The organism is Luteimonas yindakuii (genome assembly GCF_004803715.2).
Lineage (GTDB): Bacteria > Pseudomonadota > Gammaproteobacteria > Xanthomonadales > Xanthomonadaceae > Luteimonas > Luteimonas yindakuii.
In genome coordinates, this window is record NZ_CP039383.2 from 1501500 (window position 1) to 1518408 (window position 16909).

The window sequence follows — 16909 nt, forward strand, 5'->3', positions numbered from 1 at the left end:
TGATCCTGCAAACGAAAGAGCCGGCCGCTGGGGCCGGCTCGGAGAAACATGCGCGCCGTCAGCGGATGGCGGGCTTGGGCCCGATCTCGTTGGATGCGGCCTTGTTCAGCACCGCGTTCACCACGCGGTCGCGCTCGAAGTACACGGTGAACCCCGGGTAGACCCAGCGGTTGATCGTCGGCCAGTCGCGCTTCTGGCCACCGCGCGGGTCCAGCCGGTCGGCTGGCGCTCCGTAGCGGGCCTCGACTTCGGCCATGCGCATGCCCTGCGTCGGCAGCGCGAGTTGCGACTGCGCCTGCACGCGTTCGATCAGCAGCACGTCCGCGGATGCGGAACCTGCCATGAGGAGGAGAAGGCACGACACGGCTGCGATGCTGCGGATTTGCATGGCACGGCTCCTGAACGGGACGGCCGATTGTAGGGTGCAATGCGGGCGGCGTGGCGTCGGGCCGCACAAAAGACGCGGGCCGCAACAGGGCGGCCCGATCGTCTATCCATCGGCGCGTGCTGCGCCGCCGGGCGCCTCAGCGCTGGCGGGCCTTGAAGCGCGGGTTCGACTTGCAGATCACGAAGACCTTGCCACGACGACGAACGACCTTGCAGTCACGGTGGCGGGTCTTCGCCGACTTCAGGGAGGACAGGACCTTCATGATGGAACCTCAGGGAAAGTGATGACGACAGGAAACCCGCGATTCTAGCGGACACGCCGCACCTGCGGCAACAGTGGCGGATGCCGGACGGGCAGTGTCCGGGGCGGCATTAGAATGGCGGCCACGTCCATCGCCGAGTCCACCCATGCCCCTGTCCGATCCCGCCGCGCCTGTCCTTGCCATCGATGGCCCCTCGGGGTCGGGCAAGGGCACGATCAGTCGCGCGGTGGCCGGACAGCTGGGTTGGCATTATCTCGACTCCGGCGCGCTGTACCGCGGCGTGGGTGTGGCGGCTGGCTGGAACGACATCGATCTGGCCGATCCCGCGGCACTGGTGCGCTGCACCTTCGATACCCGGATCGCGTTCCGCGACGCGCCCGGCGGCGAACCCCGCGTGCTGATCAACGATGTCGACGCCACCGACGAGCTGCGCACGGAAACCGCTGGGGCCGCAGCTTCGGCGATTGCCGCCATCCCCGAGGTCCGTTCCGCCCTCAAGGACCGGCAACGCGCGTTCAGGCAGCAGCCCGGCCTGGTCGCCGATGGGCGCGACATGGGCACGGTGATCTTTCCCGACGCACGCTGGAAGGTGTTCCTGACCGCGAGTGCCGAGGAGCGCGCCGACAGGCGCTATAAACAGTTGATCGGCAAGGGGGTTTCCGTTACATTGGCCGGTCTGTTGCGCGAGATCCTCGCACGTGACGCCCGCGACGCGAACCGTCCGGTGGCGCCGCTGCGGCCGGCCGATGACGCCGTCCGCATCGATACCACCGGCGTCGGCATCGACGAGGTGGTCGCGCGCGTGCTGGCAGTGGTGCGGGGGTAATCCCGTCCACGACCGGGTCGCGCAGCGGAACAGCCCGTCCGGCGCATACCGCACCGCGACGGAAATCCACCAACTGCAACGGCCACCGCATCCCGCACCGGCCGACCTACGGGTGGACCGTGGTCCGCAGGCGGAGTTCCCGCCGGCACCGCGCGTCCGTGTCCTCACCGAGTAACTCCCAATGACCGAATCATTCGCAGAACTGTTCGAGCAGAGCCAGGCCAACCTTGCCAAGCTCAAGCCGGGCGCCATCGTCACCGGTATCGTCGTCGACGTGCGCACCGACGTCGTCGTCATCAACGCCGGCCTCAAGTCCGAGGGCATCGTGCCCATCGAGCAGTTCCGTAACGACGACGGCGAGATCGACATCGCCGTGGGCGACACCGTCAAGGTGGCGCTGGACTCCCTGGAAAACGGCTTCGGCGAGACCGTGCTGTCGCGCGAGAAGGCCAAGCGCGCCATGGTGTGGGACGAGCTGGAAGAAGCGCTCGAGAAGAACGAGACCATCACCGGCAAGATCAGCGGCAAGGTCAAGGGCGGTTTCACCGTCGACATCAAGGACGTCCGCGCGTTCCTGCCGGGCTCGCTGGTCGACGTGCGCCCGGTCCGTGACCCGGTGTACCTCGAGGGCAAGGAACTCGAGTTCAAGCTGATCAAGCTCGACCGCAAGCGCAACAACGTCGTCGTCTCCCGCCGTGCGGTGGTCGAGAGCGAGCACTCCGAGGAGCGCGAGGCGCTGATGGAGAAGCTGGTCGAGGGCGCCAAGCTCAAGGGCGTGGTCAAGAACCTCACCGACTACGGCGCGTTCGTCGACCTCGGCGGCATCGACGGCCTGCTGCACATCACCGACATGGCCTGGAAGCGCGTGCGCCATCCGTCGGAAGTCGTGGAAGTGGGCCAGGAGCTCGACGTCCGCGTGCTCAAGTACGACCGCGAGCGCAACCGCGTCAGCCTCGGCCTCAAGCAGCTGGGCGAGGATCCGTGGGACAACATCGCCCGCCGTTACCCGTCCAACACCCGCGTGTTCGGCAAGGTCTCCAACGTCACCGATTACGGCGCGTTCGTCGAGATCGAGCCGGGCGTCGAGGGCCTGGTGCACGTGTCCGAGATGGACTGGACCAACAAGAACGTCAACCCGCAGAAGGTCGTGCAGGTCGGTGACGAGCTCGAGGTCATGGTGCTCGACGTCGACGAAGAGCGTCGCCGCATCTCGCTCGGCATCAAGCAGGTCACGTCCAACCCGTGGGAGACCTTCGCGGCCATCCACAAGAAGGGTGACAAGGTCGAGGGCCAGATCAAGTCGATCACCGACTTCGGCGTGTTCATCGGCCTGGACGGCGGCATCGACGGCCTGATCCACCTGTCCGACATGAGCTGGAACACCAGCGGCGACGACGTGGCACGCAACCTCAAGAAGGGCGACACCCTGCAGGCCGTGGTGCTGGCGGTGGACCCGGAGCGCGAGCGCATCAGCCTGGGCGTCAAGCAGATGGAGCAGGACCCGTTCGGCCAGTTCATGGCCTCGCACCCGAAGGGTTCGAAGGTCACCGGCACCGTGCGTGAGGTCGATGCCAAGGGTGCCATGGTCGACCTGGCCGAGGGCGTGGAAGGCTACGTGATGGCGCGTGACATCAGCGACCAGCGCGTCGACGACGCGTCGCAGGTGCTCAAGGTCGGTGACCAGATCGAAGCCAAGTTCACCGGCATGGATCGCAAGGGCCGCACGCTGCAGCTGTCGATCAAGGCGAAGGACGAGGCGGAGACCGCCGAGAGCCTGGCCGAGTACAACCGCAACGCGGCGGAAGCGTCCAGCGGCACCACCAAGCTCGGTGCGCTGCTGCGTGAGCAGCTGCAGGGCAAGGGCGAGTAAGTCGAAGCAAGGCGACGGCGGCCCGGAGTCCGGGCCGCCGTCCGCATCCAGCGTCAGACCGGGGATATGACCAAGTCGGAACTCATCGAGATCCTCGCCGGGCGGCAGGCCCACCTGAAGGCCGACGACGTCGACCTTGCGGTGAAGTCGCTGCTCGAGATGATGGGGGCCTCGCTGGCGCAGGGGGAGCGGATCGAGATCCGCGGGTTCGGCAGCTTCTCGCTGCATTACCGCCCGCCGCGTACCGGCCGCAATCCCAAGACCGGAGATGCCGTGGCGTTGCCCGGCAAGCACGTGCCGCATTTCAAGCCGGGCAAGGAATTGCGCGAGCGCGTCAGCAGCGTGGTTCCGCTGCCTGGCGAAGGCTGAGCGGCCTGCGCGGTCCTGCCTGCCGCGGCAGGTATTCATTCACGTCATACTTCGGCGGCGCGGCGTTCGCAGAACGCGTGGCGCCTGACCGCGCCCGACGCGCGGACTGAAAGGAGTCGATCCGAATGGCCTTCATCAGCGAGTGGTTCCTGTTTTTCCTGCTGTTGCCGCTGGCCGCGTTGAGCGGCTGGATCATCGGCCGGCGGGGCGGGGAGCGCCACAGCGACACCCAGGTCAGCCGTCTGTCCACCACCTATTTCCGTGGCCTGAACTATCTGCTCAACGAGCAGCCGGACAAGGCGATCGAACTGTTCCTGCACATCGCCGAACTCGACAAGGACACCTTCGAGACCCAGGTCGCGCTGGGCCATCTGTTCCGCCGGCGCGGTGAGGTCGATCGTGCGATCCGCCTGCACCAGGGTCTGGTGGAGCGCGCCGACCTGAGCGACCAGCAGCGTGTCCAGGCCCTGCTTGCACTGGGCGAGGACTACATGCGTTCGGGGCTGCTCGATCGCGCCGAGACGGTATTCACCGAGCTTGCCGCGCTCGACGACCGCGCGCCGCAGGCACTGAAGCACCTGATCTCGATCTACCAGGCCGAGCGTGACTGGCCCAAGGCGATCGAGAATGCGACGCGCTTCGAGACGGTAACCGGTGAGCCGATGGGCCGCCTGATCGCGCATTTCGAATGCGAACTCGCCGAGCGGCTGCGCTCCGGCGGTGATTTCGACGGCGCACGCGCGGCAGTGGCGCGCGCCTATGCCGCGGATTCCAAGTCGGTACGTGCGGGCATCCTGTCCGGTCGCCTGGAATTCGACGCGGCCAACTACGCGGCGGCGATCAAGGCCTTCGAACGGGCAGGGCGCCACGATACCGAGTTTCTCCCCGAGATCATGCCGCAGCTGATGACCGCCTATGAGCGGATCGGCGACGCGCCCGGGGCGAAGTCCTATCTGAGCGAGATGGCCGAGCATTACCGCGGCATCGCCCCGGTGCTGGCGCTGACCAAGCTGATCGAGGCCGAGCAGGGCGTGGACACCGCGCGCGAATACCTCGCCGACCAGTTGAAGGACCGGCCCTCGGTACGTGGCGAAGCCGCGCTGATCGATCTCACCCTCGCGGGCGAGGGCGGTAATCCCGCGCATACCCTGCGCGACCTCAAGCACATCACCGACCAGCTGCTGGTGCGCAACCCCAGCTACCGCTGCAACCGGTGTGGCTTCGGGGCGCGCAGCCATCACTGGCAATGCCCGAGTTGCAAGGAGTGGGGCACCATCAAGCCACTGCTCAACTACGCCGTCGTCTGACCGCGCTGATGGAGATCGCGCTCTACGCCTGCGCGGCGTTGGTCGCGGCTGCGCTGACGTGGCTGGCGCGCCGGTATGCGATGGCGCGGCGCCTCGTCGACCAGCCCGGCGAGCGTCGCAGCCACCAGACCGCGACGCCACGTGGCGGCGGTATCGCCATCGTGCTGGTCATGCTGGCGGTGCTGTTGTGGTCAGGGCGGGACACGACACAGGCCGGTTTCGCACTGCCGTCGGCGCTGGGATTGGTCCTCGTCGCGGGAGTCGGCTGGTGGGATGATCATCGCCCACTCTCCGCGCGGCTTCGGCTTGCGGTGCATATCGTCGCGGCGCTGCTGCTGGCGGCGGCCTTCCGTGAGGCGGGTCTGGACGCCGTCACTGCCATCGTCATCTGCGGTACCGCGGTCGTGCTGGTGAACGTCTGGAATTTCATGGACGGGATCAACGGCCTGGCGGTCAGCCAGGCCGCGCTCGTGGCCGCAACGGCCGCGGTGATCGCGGGCCCGGATACCACGGCGTGGTTGCTGGGCTGGCTACTGGTCGCTGCCTGCATCGGCTTTGTCCCGTTCAATTTTCCCCACGCGCGGATCTTCCTCGGTGACGTCGGAAGCGGGGCGTTGGGATACCTGCTGGCATTGCTGGCAGGGATGGTGGCGCTGGAGCACACCGGCACCCCTGTACGTGGTGCGGCTGCACTGCTGCTGTTGCCGGCCAGCGCCTTCCTCGTTGATGCCGCGCTCACTCTCGGCAGGCGCATCCTGCGACGCGAGCACTGGTGGCAGCCCCATGTCCAGCACGCATATCAGGCGTTGGCCCGCCAGCACGGACATACCGCAACGACGGTTGCGTACGGCCTCTGGAGCCTGGCCGGAATGTTGCTGGCGTGCTGCCTGGCGCGTTCCGGCTACACGTTTGGGTTTATGATGGCCGCCGCCGTCGCGGCCTGGCAGGGAATGGGGGCCCTGTGGTGGCGATACCTGCAGGACTCCGAGCACGGATGACAGTACGAGGCCCCCGCGAATGACGTCCTTGCATGAGCGAGCGGGTGCATGGTTGCCCCGTGCGGCCATCATTGCCCACGACCTGTTCATGGTCTGGCTCTGCTGGATCGTCCTGCACCAGTTCCGCCTGTCGATGCAGCCGGTGCCGATGGAGACGCCGCTGTGGTCGACCGCCACGCTGATCGTGCTCCTGGCCCAGGGCCTGGTGCTGTGGCGCGTCGGCCTGTATCGCGGCGTATGGCGCTTCGCGAGCGTCCCGGACCTGGTCAACATCCTCAAGGCCAGTGTATTCGGCCTGCTCGCGATACTGATCGCACTGTTCCTCTACAACCGACTCGAACTGGTGCCGCGGACGGTGCTGGTGCTCTATCCGATCGCGTTGACGGCACTGCTCGGCATGCCTCGACTGCTGTACCGGAGCTGGAAAGACCACAGCCTGGCGCGTACCGACCAGAGTGCCGTGCGGGTGCTCATCCTGGGGGCCGGGCAGGCCGGTGAAGCGCTGTTGCGTGACCTGCGACGCACCGGTGCGTACCAGGCCGTCGGTTTCCTCGACGATGCGGCCAAGCTGCGCGGCAGTTACCTGCAGGGCGTTCCGGTGCTCGGGCGGGTCGAGGATGTCGCACGTATTGCCCCGGAGACGGCGGCGCGGTTGCTGATCATCGCCATGCCGTCGGTGGACGCGGCCAACATGCGTCGCGTGGTCGCGCTGTGCGAGGAAACCGGGCTTCCGTTCCGCACCGTGCCACGGCTGGATGATCTGCTCGAAGGCCAGTCGCTGCCCGGTGAACTGAAGGAAGTCGCAATCGAGGACCTGCTGGGCCGTCAGCCCGTGGTCCCGGACTGGCAGGCGATCCGCAGCTGGCTGGGTGGCCGCAGCGTGCTGGTCACCGGTGGTGGCGGGTCGATCGGCGCGGAGCTGTGCCGCCAATGCGCACGCAACGGCGCCCGCCAGATCACGGTCGTTGATATCGACGAGCTCGCGCTGGCGACGATCCAGGCCAGACTGCACCGCGATTTCCCGCATATCGAGTGTCTGCCGGTCCTCGGCGACTGTGGCGACCCGGCCGTGATGCGCCACGCGCTCTCGCTGTCCACACCCGAGGCGATCTTCCATGCCGCGGCGTACAAGCAGGTGCCCGTCCTCGAAGGCCAGCTGCGCGAGGCAGTGCGCAACAACGTACTGGCGACGGAGACCGTCGCACGCGAAGCCACGGCGGCGGGTGTCGGATCCTTCGTCCTGATTTCCACGGACAAGGCAGTGGATCCAGCCAATGTGCTGGGCGCGACCAAGCGACTGGCCGAGACCGTGTGCCAGTCGTTGGCGGAGTCGGCGCACACGCGATTCATCACCGTCCGCTTCGGCAACGTGCTCGACTCGGCGGGCAGCGTGGTGCCACTGTTCCGCGAGCAGATCCGGATGGGCGGCCCGGTGACCGTCACCGACCCCGACGTCACCCGCTACTTCATGACCATCCCCGAGGCCTGCCTGCTGATCCTGCAGGCCGCTGCGATCGGTTCGCGGCATGCCGTGTACACCCTGGACATGGGCGAGCCGGTCTCGATCCGCCTCCTGGCCGAACAGATGATCCGTCTTGCCGGCAAGCACCCGCAGCGCGATGTCGCCATCGTCTACACCGGTCTGCGGGCCGGGGAGAAGTTGCACGAGACGCTGTTCCACGCCGACGAACGCTATCGGCCGACCTCGCATCCGAAGATCCTGCAGGCCGAGGCGCGTGCGGTGCACAGCGAGGCGGTGCTGGCGGCAACGCAACGGCTTCGTCACGCTTCCGAACGCTACGATCTGGCGGAGCTCGCCGTGATCCTGCGTACGTCGGTTCCGGAGTTCATTCCGGCAGGCATTCCCGACGTGCGCACCCCGCACACGGTGGTCGCATTCCCCGCCAGACACGCACGCAGGACATGACCCAACGCATCCGCAAGGCCGTATTCCCCGTCGCCGGACTCGGCACCCGTTTCCTTCCCGCCACCAAGACCGTTCCCAAGGAGATGCTGCCGATCGTCGACCGGCCGCTGATCCAGTACGCGGTGGACGAGGCGATCGAAGCCGGATGCGACACGCTGATCTTCGTCACCAACCGCTACAAGCACGCGGTGGCCGATTACTTCGACAAGGCCTACGAACTCGAGCAGAAGCTCGAGCGGGCGGGCAAGCTCGAGCAGCTGGAACTGATCAGGCATGTGCTGCCCCGGGGCGTGCGTGCGGTGTTCGTGACCCAGGCCGAAGCAGTCGGGCTGGGGCATGCGGTCCTGCAGGCAAAGCCGATCGTCGGTGACGAACCCTTCGCCGTGCTGTTGCCCGACGACCTGATCTGGAACCGCAACGGTCACGGCGCACTGCGGCAGATGGCCGAGCTCGCGGCGCGTGAATCGGCCAGCGTCATCGCGGTCGAGGATGTTCCGCGCAGTGCGACCGGCAGCTACGGCATCGTGGCGACCGAAGGCTTCTCGGAACGTTTCGGGCGGATTTCGGAGATCGTGGAAAAGCCGAAGCCGGAGGTTGCGCCGTCGACGCTGGCCGTGGTCGGCCGCTATGTGCTCGACGGCAGCATCTTCGATCTGCTTGAAAACACCACCCCGGGTGCGGGTGGCGAGATACAGCTCACCGACGCGATCGCCGCGCTCCTGCAGCGAAAGCCTGCGCTGGCCTACCGGTTCGAGGGCACCCGATTCGACTGCGGCCAGCACCAGGGCGTGGTGGAGGCCAACATGCGTTTCGCACTCGACAATCCCAAGCTGCGCGACTCGACGCTGGCTGCGATGCGCAAGGCACTGGCGGATGCGGAGATCGGCGACGCCTGATGGCGGCCTGATCGAGCCGGCAGTGAAAAAGGCGCCCGAGGGCGCCTTTTTCGTGGGTCGGTGCGCGGATCAGAGGGCTTCGAAAATCCCCGCCGCGCCCATGCCGGTGCCGATGCACATGGTGACCATGCCGTACTTCTGCTGGCGCCGACGCAGGCCGTGCACCAGCGTGGCAGTGCGAACCGCACCGGTGGCGCCGAGCGGATGGCCCAGCGCGATCGCGCCACCCAGCGGGTTGACGCGGGACGGGTCGAGCTCCGAATCACGGATGACGGCCAGTGCCTGCGCTGCAAAGGCTTCGTTGAGTTCGATCCAGTCCAGCTGGTCCTTGCTGAGGCCTGCCTGCCTGAGCGCCTTCGGGATCGCCGCGATCGGCCCGATGCCCATCACCTCGGGCCGCACACCGGCCACCGAGAAGCTGACGAAGCGGGCAAGCGGCGTCAGGCCGTAATCCTTGATGGCCTGTTCCGACGCAAGCAGCACCGCACCGGCGCCGTCGCTCATCTGCGACGAGTTGCCCGCAGTGACGGTGCCGCCGAACTGGCCGTTGCGGAACACCGGCCGCAGCTTCGCCAGGCCTTCGATCGAAGTATCCGGGCGCGGCCCTTCGTCCTGCTCGACGAGCAGCTGTTTGACCCGCACGGCGTTGCCAGCCAGGTCAGCCTGGCGCGACACGACTTCCAGCGCGGAGATCTCGTCGCGGAATTCGCCGGCGCTCTGCGCCGCCAGCGCCTTCTGGTGCGAGGCGAGGGCGAACGCGTCCTGGTCCTCGCGCGAGACCTTCCATTCCTCCGCGACTTTCTCGGCGGTGATGCCCATGCCGTACGCGATGGCGACATGGTCGTCCTCGAAGACCGAAGGCGACAGCGCGACCTTGTTGCCCATCATCGGCACCATCGACATCGATTCGGTACCACCGGCCAGCATCAGGTCGGCATTGCCGAGACGGATCTGGTCCGCCGCCAGCGCGACTGCCTGCAGACCCGAGGAACAGAAGCGGTTGATGGTCTGCGCGGCGATCGTATCCGGCAGGCCTGCCAGCAGCAGGCCGATGCGCGCCACGTTCATGCCCTGCTCGCCCTCGGGCATGGCGCAGCCGATGATCGCGTCGTCGATGCGGTTGACGTCGATGCCCGGGGCCTGCGCGATCACGGCACGCAGCACGTGCGCGAGCATGTCGTCGGGACGGGTGTTGCGGAACACGCCCTTGGGCGCCTTGCCCACCGGGGTACGGGTGGCGGCGACGATGTAGGCGTCCTGGATCTGCTTGCTCATCTTGCTTTCTCCGAAAGCGGAATTCGTGATTGGTGATTGGTGATTCGAGGTGAAGTGGTTCGGGAGCCGGCGCCTAGTGGCGACCTTCCTGCTTTTCCGAATCACCAATCCCGAACCACCAATCACGGCCTGCGATCAGTTGCGCAGCGGCTTGCCTGTCTTGAGCATGTGGCCGATGCGCGCCTGGGTCTTTTCCTGCTGGGCGAGCTCGACGAAATGCCTGCGTTCGAGCGCGAGCAGCCAGTCCTCGTCGACCAGCGCGCCGCGATCGATCTCGCCGCCGCTAAGCACTGTCGCGATGCGGGTGGCGATCTCGTCGTCGTACGGACTGATGAAGCGGCCCTCCAGCATGTTGACCAGCAGCATCCGGAAGGTGCTGATGCCGACGTCACCAGCCGCCTGGATGCGACGTGCCGGCATCGGTGGGCGATAGCCGGCTTCCGCCAGCGCGCGCGCCTCGGCCTTGGCCACGTGCAACAGCTCGTGTGCGTGGAACACGATGCGGTCATCGGCGCGCAGCAGGCCCAATTCCTTCGCCTCGAAGGCCGAGCTCGATACCTTCGCCATCGCCACGGTCTCGAAGGTCTTCTTGAGTTCGGCGAACACGTCGCCGCCGGGGCCGGCCGCCTGCGACGCGCGCACCGCCAGTTCCTTCAGGCCGCCGCCAGCCGGCAGCAGGCCCACACCGGCCTCGACCAGGCCGATATAGCTTTCCAGATGGGCGACCGTGCGGGCGCTGTGCATCTGGAACTCGCAGCCGCCGCCCAGCGCCAGCCCGCGCACCGCCGCGACCACCGGCACCAGCGCGTACTTGATGCGCTGGCTGGTGGCCTGGAAGTTCGCCACCATCGCCTCGAACGCGTCCACCTTGCCGGCCTGCAGCAGGCCGAGCGCGCCGGCGAGGTCGGCACCGGCGGAGAAGGGCTCCTTCGGTTGCCAGATCACCAGGCCCTGGAAATCGCGCTCGGCAATCGCCACCGCTTCCTGCAACCCGTCGAGCACCTGGTCGGAGACCGTGTGCATCTTGGTCTTGAACGACACCACCGCGATGCCGTCGCCGTCGTGCCACATGCGCACGCCGTCGTTCTCGAACACCGTGGTGCCAGCGTCGAAGGTCTCGCCGAGGACGGGATCAGGGAAGCGCTGGCGCTGGTAGACGGGCAGGGTGGAGCGCGGCACCACGGTATCGCGTGCCGGACTGTAGCTGCCTTCGGCCGAGTGCACGCCTTCGCGGCCGTCCAGCACCCAGGCCGGCAGCGGCGCATCGCTCATCGCCTTGCCGGCGGCAATGTCGTCGGCGATCCACTGCGCGACCTGCTTCCAGCCGGCGGCCTGCCAGGTCTCGAACGGCCCGAGCGACCAGCCGTAGCCCCAGCGGATCGCGAGGTCGACATCGCGCGCGGTCTCGGCGATATCGGCAAGGTGGTAGGCGCTGTAGTGGAACAGGTCGCGGAACACCGCCCACAGGAACTGCGCCTGCGGGTGTCGGCTTTCGCGCAGCTTTGCGAACTTCTCCGCGGGATTCTTCGTCTTCAGGATCTCGACCACCTCGTCGGCGGCCTTGCGGTCGGCCAGGCGGTAGTCCTGCTTCTCCAGGTCGAGGACCATGATGTCCTTGCCCGCCTTGCGGAAGATGCCGGCACCCGCCTTCTGGCCCAACGCGCCCTTGCCGATCAACGCCTGCAGCCACTCGGGTGACTGGAAATAGCGGTGCCACGGGTCCTGCGGCAACGTGTCGGCCATGGTCCTGATGACATGGGCCATGGTGTCCAGCCCGACCACGTCGGAGGTGCGATAGGTCGCCGACTTCGGGCGACCGACCAGCGGTCCGGTCAGCGCGTCCACCTCGTCGAAGCCGAGACCGGCTTCGCGCGTGTGGTGGATCGTGGCGAGGATCGAGAACACGCCGATGCGGTTGCCGATGAAGTTCGGGGTGTCCTTGGCGTACACCACGCCCTTGCCCAGCTGGGTGGTGAGGAACGTCTCAAGGCCTTCCAGAACGGTGGCATCGGTGGTGCTGGCGGGGATCAGCTCGGCCAGATGCATGTAGCGCGGCGGGTTGAAGAAATGCACGCCGCAGAAGCGGTGGCGCAGTTCTTCCGGCAGCACATCGGCCAAGGCATTGATCCCCAGGCCCGACGTGTTGGAGGCCAGCACCGCGTGGTCGGCAACGAACGGCGCGATCTTCCGGTAGAGATCCTGCTTCCAGTCCATCCGCTCGGCGATCGCCTCGATGATCAGGTCGCAGCCCTTCAGCTGCTCGAGACCGGTGTCGTAGTTGGCCGGGGTGATCGCCGAAGCCAGCGCCTTGCTGGCGAGCGGGGCAGGGCTCAGCTTGCCGAGGTTGGCGATCGCCTTCAGCACCACGCCGTCGGCAGGACCTTCCTTGGCGGCGAGGTCGAAGAGCACGGTGTCCACACCGGCATTGGTCAGGTGCGCGGCGATCTGGGCGCCCATGACACCCGCGCCCAGCACTGCTGCGCGACGGACAAGCAGTTTCTCAGACATTCTTCCCAACTCCTTGATATGTAACGTTATCGGCGTGACGTTTGACAGCGCCGGTGCGGTCAGCTGCGAAAGCCGGCGGCGGCGAAGCGGATCAGTTCCTCCGCGGCGCGGCGCCGATGGGTCTGCTCGTCGACCCCGGGCGGGCGGCGGATCAGGCCGAAGTCGGCCATCGCATAGGTCAACGCGCCGCCGAGGAAATCCAGTCGCCAGTACAGCTGTTCCTTCGCGAGGCCCGGGACGCACTCGGCGATCGCGCGGGCGAACTCACGCTGCACATGCCCGTAGCGTTCGGACAGGAACCCACGCAGCCCGTCGTTCTGCTCGGCATAGGCGCGGGCGATCACCCGGATGAAGGCACCGCCACCATTGCGGCCTGCGGCCAGCGCCAGCGCCGGTTCGACGAAGGCGGCGAGGATGGCTTCCAGTTCACCGGGACGTTGCGCCCGCGCATCGTTGAGCATTGCCAGCCGATGGCCGCTCATGTCGTCCATGCGGCGGCGGAAGACCTCGTTGACGAGGTTCTCCTTGCTGCCGAAGTGGTAGTTCACCGCCGCGATATTGACGTCCGCGCGGCTGGTGACCTGGCGCAGGGAGGTCGCGCCAAATCCCTGCTGCGCGAAGAGTTCCTCCGCCGCGCCGAGAATGCGTTCCTTGGTCGAAAACTGGGTGGACATGGCTTCCCATGATCAAACGCTTGTTTGGATGTTAGGTCGCAGCCTGTCCAGCGGTCAAACGCGGGTGCGCACGCCGTCCGCGCGTCTACAAATGCCCGTGCTTTTCAGCTAGAATCGACCGCAGCCAGATCGGCCAAACCCGCGCAGCGACGCGGGTTTTTCCATGCAACCGAATTCACGGGCCGCCGTTCGCGCGGTCCCTCACTCCCGGAGATCGTCCATGGCGCTGGAGCGCACCCTGTCCATCATCAAGCCCGATGCCGTCGCCAAGAACGTCATCGGCGAGATCTACAGCCGTTTCGAGAAGGCCGGCCTCAAGGTCATCGCTGCACGCATGACCCAGCTGTCGCGCAAGGAAGCCGAGGGCTTCTACGCCGTGCACCGCGAGCGTCCGTTCTTCAACGCGCTGGTGGAGTTCATGATCTCCGGCCCGGTGATGATCCAGGTGCTCGAAGGCGACGGTGCGATCGCGAAGAACCGCGAGCTGATGGGCGCGACCAATCCGAAGGAAGCCGCGGCCGGCACCATCCGCGCCGACTTCGCCGATTCGATCGACGCGAACGCGGTGCACGGCTCGGATGCCGCCGAGACCGCGGCCGTCGAGATCGCCTACTTCTTCGCATCGACGGACGTCCACGCCCGTTGATGTTCCTGCCGCGGAAGGACGCGGAGCAATGACAGGTCGGCAGCTCCGCTTCCGGCACCTCATCCTCACTCCGCGTTCCTTCGTGGCAAATCAACAGGCAACCGAACAGTCGTGACCGAAACAACCACCAGGCAGAACCTCCTCGAGCTCGACCGCGAAGGGCTCGAGCTCTTCTTCGTCGACACGCTCGGCGAGAAGCGCTTCCGTGCGCACCAGGTCATGAAGTGGATCCACCACCGGCACGTGACCACGTTCGAGGAGATGACCGACCTCGGCAAGGCGCTGCGCACCAAGCTGGAGGCGCACTCCGAGATACGCGTTCCGGCTATCCAGTTCGACAAACCCTCCGTCGACGGCACCCACAAGTGGCTGGTCGGCATGGACGGCAGCAATGCGATCGAGACGGTGTTCATCCCCGACAAGGGGCGCGGCACCCTCTGCGTCTCCTCGCAGGTCGGGTGCGCACTGAACTGCCAGTTCTGTTCGACCGCGACCCAGGGCTTCAACCGTAACCTGTCGACGGCGGAAATCATCGGCCAGGTGTGGATCGCGGCACGCCACCTCGGCAACGTGCCCCACAGGCAGCGCAAGCTCACCAACGTCGTGATGATGGGCATGGGCGAGCCGCTGATGAACTTCGACAACGTGGTGCGCGCGATGAGCGTGATGCGCGACGACCTCGGCTACGGCCTCGCCAACAAGCGGGTGACACTGTCCACCGCCGGCATGGTGCCGATGATCGACCGCCTGGGCGAGGAGAGCGACGTCTCGCTTGCGGTCTCGCTGCACGCGCCCAACGACGAACTGCGCACCCAGCTGGTGCCGCTCAACAAGAAGTACCCGATTGCCGAGCTGATGGATGCCTGCGTGCGCTATGCGCTGCGGAAGAAGGGCGAATCGGTGACGTTCGAATACACCCTGATGAAGGGTGTCAACGACCAGCCCGAGCACGCGCGTGAGCTGGTCGCGCTGCTGCGCGCATTCGACCGCGCGGTGCAGATGAAGGACGCCGCCAAGATCAACCTGATTCCGTTCAACCCGTTCCCGGGCACGCGCTACGCACGGCCCGATGACGAGGTCATCCGTGCCTTCCAGAAACAGCTCAACAACGCCGGCATGATCGCGCCGGTGCGCCGTACCCGCGGCGATGACATCGACGCGGCATGTGGCCAGCTCAAGGGGCAGGTGGCCGACCGCACACGGCGCCAGGCTGAATTCAACAAGCAGTTGCAGGCCCAGGGAAATGCCGATGCGGCCGCCTGAGGCAGCCGTACGCCTGCTTGTCCTCGCGGCCACGGTTGCGATCCTCGCCACCGGTTGCTCCCGCCTCACCTTCATCAAGGCGGATGCGAGCCGCGGCAAGACGCGGCAGGTGGCCCAGGACTACAGCTTCCGCACCACGCCTGAAGACCGTCGCCGCACCGAGGCCGCCACGCACGTCAGCCGTGCCGACCGTGCCCTCGTTGCCGGTGAGTTCGATGCCGCCGCGGGTCATGCGCGCGACGCACTGCGGGTGGACCCGAAGTCCGCCGACGCCCTGACCCTGCTGGCCGTTGTCGCCGTGCGCAACGGGCGTACGGCGGAGGCCGGCGACTATTACCGCCGCGCTGCGGAAGCGGCGCCGGACAATGGGCTGATGCTCAACAATTACGGTGCCTGGCTGTGCGGCAATGCGCGCGCCGCGGAGGCAATGGGGTATTTCGACCGGGCGATCGCCGACCCCCGCTATGGGCGGGTGGCGGACGCGATGGCCAACGCCGGCGCCTGTGCCGAAGCCGCAGGACAGCCGGGGCGGGTCGAGCGCGACCTGCGGTTCGCCCTAGGGTTGGACCCGGCCAACACTGTGGCATTGTCAGCAATGGCCGATTACCAGTACCGTAGTGGCCGTTTTCTGGAAGCACGTGCGTTTTCGGAGCGCCGCCTCGCGGCTGCGCCCGCAACGGGGGCTGCGCTTCTACTTGCGTCACAGATCGAAACACGCCTCGGCGACATGGCAGCCGCCGGACGCTATCGTCAGCGCCTGGAAAGGGAGTTTCCGCGTGCGCTGTCCGAATCATCCGGGGAAAGCAGTCAGCTATGACATCTGCAGCGAATCCAGGCCACTCTGATGGCCACGGGGACCGCCTGCGGGACGCCCGCCAACGTGCCGGCCTGAGCGTGGCCGATGTTGCGTCAAGGATGCGTGTACCCGCACGGGTGGTGGAATCGCTTGAATCGGGCGACTGGGGCAGGCTCGGGGCGCCTGTCTTCATCCGCGGCCAGGTCCGCAGCTATGCGCGGGTGCTGGGAGTGCCAGCCGACAGCCTGCTGCCACCGGAGGCCCAGCAGCCGCTGGAGCCATCGCGCCTGCAGCCGCGCACCTACACGTCGCCGTTGCAGCGCTATGCCGAACAGGCGGCTCGCAAGGTCGTCTATGTGGTGATCACGGCCGCTATCGCGGTGCCGGTGTGGATGGTCACCCGGCAACACGTCGATGGCCCGGGGCAGGGTGTCATCGCACTGGATGTCGATCCGTCGAGCATGGACCAGGGCGCAGCCCGCGCCGACGGTGTGGTGACGACCGAGGCGGCGCCGCGCACGCCGGCGCAGCAGCGTCCGCTGGTGGCGTCGATGGCGCCGCCGGTGCAGCGGACCGCACCGGCATCGGCCGTCGCGCAGTCACTGTCGCTGGAATTCCGCGGCGACAGCTGGATGCAGGTACTCGCTCCGGATGGCCGCGAGGTCGAGCAGGCGCTCGTGCGGGCCGGTGATTCCCGCAGTTACGAGCCCGGCCAGGTTGGCCGCGTGGTGCTCGGCAATGCGGGTGGCGTCGAGGTCCGGCGCAACGGCGAGGTGCAGGATCTCGCCGGATTCAAGCGGGCGAACGTGGCCCGCTTTGAGGTATCCTCTGACGGCTCGCTCGCGCCCGTCTCGGAGTGATCCGGACGCCCGCGTGGCGTATCCCAATGGTCCGCGTTCCGACG

Annotated in this window: 16 protein-coding genes; 11 read left to right on the plus strand and 5 right to left on the minus strand. The window is 67.0% G+C overall.

All coding sequences use genetic code 11. The annotated features are described in order from the left end of the window. Positions 1-58: 58 nt before the first annotated feature. Together E5843_RS06850 and ykgO are read right to left on the minus strand one after the other, a co-directional pair. Positions 59-388: a hypothetical protein gene (locus E5843_RS06850; protein WP_134673297.1), complete on the minus strand. Its 330-nt coding sequence runs from the start codon at positions 386-388 to the stop codon at positions 59-61. Between the two features lie 136 nt (positions 389-524). Continuing rightward, positions 525-650, minus strand: a complete 126-nt coding sequence (gene ykgO, locus E5843_RS06855) for a type B 50S ribosomal protein L36 (RefSeq protein ID WP_005913193.1) — start codon at positions 648-650, stop codon at positions 525-527. Positions 651-795: 145 nt separating this feature from the next. Between ykgO and cmk the strand changes: the two genes are divergently transcribed. The 7 genes from cmk to galU all read left to right on the plus strand — a co-directional run bounded on the left by cmk (position 796) and on the right by galU (position 8843). Beyond that, positions 796-1476, plus strand: a complete 681-nt coding sequence (gene cmk, locus E5843_RS06860; protein ID WP_425480733.1) for a (d)CMP kinase — start codon at positions 796-798, stop codon at positions 1474-1476. A gap of 181 nt (positions 1477-1657) precedes the next feature. Next, positions 1658-3346, plus strand: coding sequence for a 30S ribosomal protein S1 (gene rpsA, locus E5843_RS06865; protein WP_141065829.1), 1689 nt, complete (start codon positions 1658-1660; stop codon positions 3344-3346). Between the two features lie 66 nt (positions 3347-3412). Further along, entirely contained in the window at positions 3413-3715 is a 303-nt protein-coding gene (locus tag E5843_RS06870) for an integration host factor subunit beta (protein ID WP_134673299.1), read from the plus strand. A gap of 125 nt (positions 3716-3840) precedes the next feature. Next, entirely contained in the window at positions 3841-5022 is a 1182-nt protein-coding gene (gene lapB / locus E5843_RS06875; RefSeq protein ID WP_141065830.1) for a lipopolysaccharide assembly protein LapB, read from the plus strand. 8 nt (positions 5023-5030) lie between these two features. Beyond that, positions 5031-6020 (plus strand): MraY family glycosyltransferase, encoded by a 990-nt coding sequence (locus E5843_RS06880; RefSeq protein WP_141065831.1) that lies wholly within the window; start codon positions 5031-5033, stop codon positions 6018-6020. Between the two features lie 19 nt (positions 6021-6039). After that, positions 6040-7947 carry a polysaccharide biosynthesis protein gene (locus tag E5843_RS06885; protein ID WP_136412233.1) on the plus strand — a complete coding sequence of 636 codons (1908 nt, stop codon included), beginning with the start codon at positions 6040-6042 and terminating at the stop codon, positions 7945-7947. Beyond that, positions 7944-8843, plus strand: coding sequence for a UTP--glucose-1-phosphate uridylyltransferase GalU (gene galU, locus E5843_RS06890; protein WP_136412234.1), 900 nt, complete (start codon positions 7944-7946; stop codon positions 8841-8843). Before E5843_RS06885 ends, galU begins: the two co-directional genes overlap by 4 nt. A 69-nt stretch (positions 8844-8912) precedes the next feature. On the opposite strand, the gene E5843_RS06895 is transcribed toward galU, so the two are convergent. From E5843_RS06895 to E5843_RS06905, 3 genes are all read right to left on the minus strand, one after another. Continuing rightward, positions 8913-10118, minus strand: coding sequence for an acetyl-CoA C-acyltransferase (locus E5843_RS06895; RefSeq protein ID WP_136412235.1), 1206 nt, complete (start codon positions 10116-10118; stop codon positions 8913-8915). A gap of 135 nt (positions 10119-10253) precedes the next feature. Beyond that, a complete protein-coding gene (locus E5843_RS06900) occupies positions 10254-12626 on the minus strand; it encodes a 3-hydroxyacyl-CoA dehydrogenase/enoyl-CoA hydratase family protein (protein ID WP_141065832.1) in 2373 nt (790 codons plus the stop codon). Positions 12627-12685: 59 nt separating this feature from the next. Continuing rightward, the gene (locus tag E5843_RS06905) at positions 12686-13300 is read right to left on the minus strand and encodes a TetR/AcrR family transcriptional regulator (RefSeq protein WP_141065833.1); all 615 of its coding nucleotides are present in this window, start codon (positions 13298-13300) and stop codon (positions 12686-12688) included. A 220-nt stretch (positions 13301-13520) separates the two neighbouring features. On the opposite strand from E5843_RS06905, the gene ndk reads away from it, so the two are divergent. From ndk to E5843_RS06925, 4 genes are all read left to right on the plus strand, one after another. Further along, complete coding sequence (ndk, locus tag E5843_RS06910; RefSeq protein WP_134673307.1) at positions 13521-13946, plus strand: nucleoside-diphosphate kinase; 426 nt, start codon at positions 13521-13523, stop codon at positions 13944-13946. Between the two features lie 111 nt (positions 13947-14057). Then, positions 14058-15209 (plus strand): dual-specificity RNA methyltransferase RlmN, encoded by a 1152-nt coding sequence (gene rlmN / locus E5843_RS06915; RefSeq protein WP_141065834.1) that lies wholly within the window; start codon positions 14058-14060, stop codon positions 15207-15209. Beyond that, entirely contained in the window at positions 15196-16026 is an 831-nt protein-coding gene (locus tag E5843_RS06920; RefSeq protein ID WP_136412237.1) for a tetratricopeptide repeat protein, read from the plus strand. Before rlmN ends, E5843_RS06920 begins: the two co-directional genes overlap by 14 nt. After that, positions 16023-16865 carry a helix-turn-helix domain-containing protein gene (locus E5843_RS06925; RefSeq protein WP_136412238.1) on the plus strand — a complete coding sequence of 281 codons (843 nt, stop codon included), beginning with the start codon at positions 16023-16025 and terminating at the stop codon, positions 16863-16865. The genes E5843_RS06920 and E5843_RS06925 overlap by 4 nt, the downstream gene beginning before the upstream one ends. The last annotated feature ends 44 nt before the right edge of the window (positions 16866-16909 follow it).

What these genes read in the sequence shown, in the direction of transcription:
- E5843_RS06850 (WP_134673297.1), bottom strand. Translation starts at nt 388, where the DNA reads ATGCAAATCCGCAGCATCGCAGCCGTGTCGTGCCTTCTCCTCCTCATG.
- ykgO (WP_005913193.1), bottom strand. Translation starts at nt 650, where the DNA reads ATGAAGGTCCTGTCCTCCCTGAAGTCGGCGAAGACCCGCCACCGTGAC.
- cmk (WP_425480733.1), top strand. Translation starts at nt 796, where the DNA reads ATGCCCCTGTCCGATCCCGCCGCGCCTGTCCTTGCCATCGATGGCCCC.
- rpsA (WP_141065829.1), top strand. Translation starts at nt 1,658, where the DNA reads ATGACCGAATCATTCGCAGAACTGTTCGAGCAGAGCCAGGCCAACCTT.
- E5843_RS06870 (WP_134673299.1), top strand. Translation starts at nt 3,413, where the DNA reads ATGACCAAGTCGGAACTCATCGAGATCCTCGCCGGGCGGCAGGCCCAC.
- lapB (WP_141065830.1), top strand. Translation starts at nt 3,841, where the DNA reads ATGGCCTTCATCAGCGAGTGGTTCCTGTTTTTCCTGCTGTTGCCGCTG.
- E5843_RS06880 (WP_141065831.1), top strand. Translation starts at nt 5,031, where the DNA reads ATGGAGATCGCGCTCTACGCCTGCGCGGCGTTGGTCGCGGCTGCGCTG.
- E5843_RS06885 (WP_136412233.1), top strand. Translation starts at nt 6,040, where the DNA reads ATGACGTCCTTGCATGAGCGAGCGGGTGCATGGTTGCCCCGTGCGGCC.
- galU (WP_136412234.1), top strand. Translation starts at nt 7,944, where the DNA reads ATGACCCAACGCATCCGCAAGGCCGTATTCCCCGTCGCCGGACTCGGC.
- E5843_RS06895 (WP_136412235.1), bottom strand. Translation starts at nt 10,118, where the DNA reads ATGAGCAAGCAGATCCAGGACGCCTACATCGTCGCCGCCACCCGTACC.
- E5843_RS06900 (WP_141065832.1), bottom strand. Translation starts at nt 12,626, where the DNA reads ATGTCTGAGAAACTGCTTGTCCGTCGCGCAGCAGTGCTGGGCGCGGGT.
- E5843_RS06905 (WP_141065833.1), bottom strand. Translation starts at nt 13,300, where the DNA reads ATGTCCACCCAGTTTTCGACCAAGGAACGCATTCTCGGCGCGGCGGAG.
- ndk (WP_134673307.1), top strand. Translation starts at nt 13,521, where the DNA reads ATGGCGCTGGAGCGCACCCTGTCCATCATCAAGCCCGATGCCGTCGCC.
- E5843_RS06920 (WP_136412237.1), top strand. Translation starts at nt 15,196, where the DNA reads ATGCGGCCGCCTGAGGCAGCCGTACGCCTGCTTGTCCTCGCGGCCACG.
- E5843_RS06925 (WP_136412238.1), top strand. Translation starts at nt 16,023, where the DNA reads ATGACATCTGCAGCGAATCCAGGCCACTCTGATGGCCACGGGGACCGC.